The organism is Planktotalea sp. (assembly GCF_049680325.1).
GTDB lineage: Bacteria > Pseudomonadota > Alphaproteobacteria > Rhodobacterales > Rhodobacteraceae > Planktotalea.
In genome coordinates this window covers 1-4,202 of the sequence record NZ_JBAUHO010000222.1, presented here as the reverse complement: position 1 = coordinate 4,202, position 4,202 = coordinate 1, and the positions used below count along the sequence as shown (strand labels likewise).

The window sequence follows — 4,202 nt, the reverse complement described above, 5'->3', positions numbered from 1 at the left end:
CCTCAAGCCAAAGTAGGCACAAAAGTAGGCGCGCCGCCTCCGGTGATGAATAAAATTAAATAAAATCAACGGTATTATTGAGTTTAGTGGCGGAGACGAAGGGATTCGAACCCTCGAGACCCTTCCGGGCCTACTCCCTTAGCAGGGGAGCGCCTTCGACCACTCGGCCACGTCTCCGCCGACGGGGATATCCTTGATACGGGAGGGGATACAAGTCGGAAAACGCATGATTTGCGTAAAAAGCGGTGATTAATCCAGTTGGGCCATCACATCCATATATTGCTGCTTCACTGCATCGGCCCGGGTTGCCACAAACACTTGGCTTGTCGCGCGCCCGTCCGTTGCGATCAGTGTGGCACCAGAGGTTTCGCCCTCGCAAGCCACGGTGATGGGCACTGCGCGGGGGGTGAACAGCTCGGGGTGGGTGCAGGCGATCACGGCAGCGGGATCATGTAGCGAGCAGCCGTCGTGCTTTCCAACTGTCGTGTAGAAATGCAGATAGAAGCGGCTCATCTTGTTAATCATTCCGCCAAGGCGCGGGGCGGCGGCTTCCATCGTGTTGAAGTCTTGCGCAGTACAAAGGATGCGGTGTGTCACATCCAGGCCGACCATCTCGATACGCGCGCCAGAGGCGAAGACGCGTTCGGCGGCGTGGGGGTCGTGGTAGATATTGGCCTCCGCGTGGGGCGTGATGTTGCCGCCTTCCTCGAGCGAGCCGCCCATAAGCACGATCCGCGCAACGTTTGTTGCGAACTCGGGATCGAGATCGAGCGCGTCGGCAATATTGGTAAGGGGGCCGATGGGGCAAAGGACCAGCTCGCCCCTATGCTCGCGCGCCATACGGGTGAGGAATTCGGCGGCGGATTCAGCGATGGCTTTGCCCTTGGGTGTCTCGGCAGGCATGTCGCCAAATCCTTCGCTGCCGTGAACATTGTGCGAGGGGGCAAAGGGGGGCAGGGCGCGAGGTTTTGCGGCTCCTTGGGCGACGGGAACGTCATGCAGGCCAGCCCATTCGAGCAAACGTAGCGCATTGCGGGTCGCTTGGGAGACTGTGACATTGCCGAAGATCGTGGTGAGACCGAGCAGATCGATGTCGGCGGCTGCGGCGGCATAAAAGATCGCCATGGCGTCGTCGATGCCCGGGTCTGTGTCAATGATGAGTTTGATGGGGTTGGGCATGGGGGTGTGTCCAGATTGAGATGGCAGTAGGTTGGACCGAATTTGGGGGGAGGTGCAACGGCTAGGGTCGAGTTTGGGTACGATTGCGGAGCTTTCGGCCCATTGCTGCCGTTCACGTCCACCTCAGGATGCTGCAGTGCGGCCCGTCATTGCGGACATTCGTGCATCTTGCAGCATTTTTGCTGGCTGAAACGTCGGTATGCGGAGAGGGTGTGTGAAAACTTCCCCGCTTTTCCGTAATGATGGTATGATTTCCGTATTCGGTGCGGAGGTTGTTCATGGCGCAATTTATCGAAGGTTTGGATCGCCAGCAGACGATGTTGCTGCCTGAACATCTTGATGATTATGTTGACGAGAACAGCCCGGTTCGTGCCATTGATGCCTTTAGCGACATGCTTGATCTCGCATCACTTGGCTTCAACGCGCGGCCTGCTGGCACGGGTCGGCCGGGGTATCATCCTGGGTTGATGCTGCGGATTTATCTCTATGGATATCTCAATCAGGTGCAGTCATCGCGACGGTTGGAACGGGAGTGCGGCCGCAACCTGGAGCTCATTTGGCTGACAGGTCGGTTGAAGCCTGACTTCAAGACGATTGCTGACTTCCGCAAAGATAACGGCCTCGCGATCCGCAAAGTGTGTCAGCAGTTCGTGGCGCTATGCCGCAACATGGGCTTGCTCGACGCAGATGTGGTTGCGATTGACGGCAGTCGGTTCAAGGCTGTGAATGCCAAGGCCAAGAATTATACGCGCGGTAAGCTGCGCCAGAAGCTGGGCGAGATCGACAAAGCAATTGAGCGCTATTTGGGGGAGTTGGATCGTGCCGATGAGGTGTTTGAGCAGACGGGCACAGTTCTGCCAGAGGCGCGCATGGAGCGGACCCTTCGAAAGCTGGAGCATCTGCAAAAAGAGGCCGCGCGTTACAGATCAATTGAACAGCGCATGGATGAGACAGGTGAGACGCAGGTCTCACTGAGCGATCCTGACGCCCGCTCCATGGCAACAACAGCGCGGATGCCGCGCATTGTGGGTTATAACGTGCAAACGGCTGTTGAGGCGGACCATCACCTGATCGTTGCGCATGAAGTCACGATGTTTGGGTTTGATCGTGATGCCTTGTCGATGATGGCTGTGGCGGCCCGCGATGAAATGACGACAGATCAGCTCACGGCAATCGCGGATAAGGGCTATTACAAAGGCGAAGAAATTGTTGCAAGCGAAGAGTCTGGCATCTCGGTTGTCGTTCCCAAACCCATGACATCAAACGCCGGCGCACGTGGCCAGTTTGACAAAGCTGACTTTGCATATGACCGCGATCTGGATGTCTATGTGTGCCCAGCAGGCGAGAACCTGACTTACCGATTTACTGGCCAGCAAGACGGCAAAGCGATCAGGTCGTATTGGTCGGGAGCTTGCGCCGATTGCGTCATCAAGGACAAATGCACGACCAGCAAAGAACGACGTGTTCGCCGGTGGGAGCATGAAGATGTGCTTGAGCGCGCGCAAGACCGACTTGATGCTGACCCAGCCCAACTGGCTGTCCGCAGCATGACCGTTGAGCATCCATACGGCACCATCAAATCATGGATGGGGGCCACCCACTTCAAGATGCGCACCCTGAAAAACGTCGCCACCGAGATGGCATTGCATGTGCTTGCCTACAATATGACCCGCGTCATGAAGATCATGGGCATTCCGGCGATGATCGCAGTGATGAAGGCGTAAGAGACCTCATCTGCCCTAAAATTTGCGCCCAAAATGCCTGATCGCTCTCAGTTAGCCACCGCCGTCCCCACAATCCATCAGGGCAGCCCAAATGACGATCTCACGCCAAACCGAACACAAACGTCGAAAACGACACCGGGCCTCGCGAGCAAAAGAGTTTCCACACACCCTCTCCGCAGACTGTGAGTTCAATTGCGCCGAGATTTCGCAGTCGCAGCGAATGGCCGGTTCGACGGGCCGCAGTGCGGCATGATCGTCGATGGGCGAACGGCAGCTAAGGGCCGGTCGCAACAAGCTGAATTTTCTGCTCAAGCTAAATGCAGCGGGACGGCATTTGGTAAAGAGGACTCTTTCCAGACTTTTGCTGCGCAAGTCGTCTATTTCCGGTTTGGGCCGTACCTAAATATCCCGCCCTGCAGCGGTACCAGAGTGTCAGTGCCCGATAAGATCGGACAAAACACGGCGCCGCTCGCCTACACAATATGACCTAGCCGCAGTGGAACGCGCTCACGCTCGGGACGCTTCAATGCTTCAGCGTATTTTATGGCATTGCCGTCGATGCCATCATGCCAAAGCTTCGATACAAAGTCGCGGGCGTCTTGCACTGTCATGTCTTTGAGTAAGGCCGAGAGAGCCATAAAAAGCTCGTCCTCGGTGAGGGATGCCGCGCGACACATAGCGTCCTCATAATAGGATGGATCGTTCAGGACATATTCACTCAACGGCATCAGCGCGACATTCTCGGCCGGAATCGCCAAGAAAATCGTATCCTGTATGGTCGTTAGAAAGTCCCGGCGGGATGTGGAGACTGGTTTGCCCTCGCTCTTCGCATCGGCGTAGGCTTCTCTCGTTTTGCGCAACTGCGACGCCGCCTAAGAAAACACCAACTCGTGCTTTTGGTCTGGAAGGCAGAAATTGGTACATGTCTCAATGCGCGTGATCAGAGTTGTTACCTCGGCTTCGAGATCAAAACTCTCGAACCAAGCGCGATCCGTTTTCGGTTTTCTAGCCATCCGCCCTCTCAAGATACAATAAACGTTAGTATATTATTGTAACACAGATCTGTGGTTCGACAAGACGATACATATCAAGCAATCCTGCTGGCGACGTCAGTCGAAGTGCCGGGAAAGCGCGGGTATCTCTCGAGCATACGAACAAAAAAAGGGGAACCGCGTTGCCGCGGCTCCCCTGTCCTGTCAGTCGATGGTTTCGCTTCAATCAAGCAACCAGCGCCAATCCACCGCTGGCGTCCGGCTGTTGATCCCCGCTCTGCACAAACGGAATGATCGAGAACGTCTG

Annotated in this window: 3 protein-coding genes and 1 tRNA gene; 1 reads left to right on the top strand and 3 read right to left on the bottom strand. The window is 56.0% G+C overall.

Going from position 1 to position 4,202, the window contains the following annotated elements; all coding sequences use genetic code 11:
• Positions 1 to 87 precede the first annotated feature (87 nt).
• Positions 88 to 177 (bottom strand) — tRNA-Ser (locus tag WBC85_RS10095).
• Between the two features lie 72 nt (positions 178 to 249).
• A complete protein-coding gene (locus WBC85_RS10090; protein ID WP_424436191.1) occupies positions 250 to 1,179 on the bottom strand; it encodes a nucleoside hydrolase in 930 nt (309 codons plus the stop codon).
• Between the two features lie 278 nt (positions 1,180 to 1,457).
• On the opposite strand from WBC85_RS10090, the gene WBC85_RS10085 reads away from it, so the two are divergent.
• Positions 1,458 to 2,903: an IS1182 family transposase gene (locus WBC85_RS10085; RefSeq protein WP_424436188.1), complete on the top strand. Its 1,446-nt coding sequence runs from the start codon at positions 1,458 to 1,460 to the stop codon at positions 2,901 to 2,903.
• 473 nt (positions 2,904 to 3,376) lie between these two features.
• Here WBC85_RS10085 and WBC85_RS10080 read toward each other — a convergent pair whose 3' ends face one another.
• Complete coding sequence (locus tag WBC85_RS10080; RefSeq protein ID WP_424436185.1) at positions 3,377 to 3,763, bottom strand: hypothetical protein; 387 nt, start codon at positions 3,761 to 3,763, stop codon at positions 3,377 to 3,379.
• Positions 3,764 to 4,202 lie beyond the last annotated feature (439 nt).

What these genes read in the sequence shown, in the direction of transcription:
- WBC85_RS10085 (WP_424436188.1), top strand. Translation starts at nt 1,458, where the DNA reads ATGGCGCAATTTATCGAAGGTTTGGATCGCCAGCAGACGATGTTGCTG.
- WBC85_RS10090 (WP_424436191.1), bottom strand. Translation starts at nt 1,179, where the DNA reads ATGCCCAACCCCATCAAACTCATCATTGACACAGACCCGGGCATCGAC.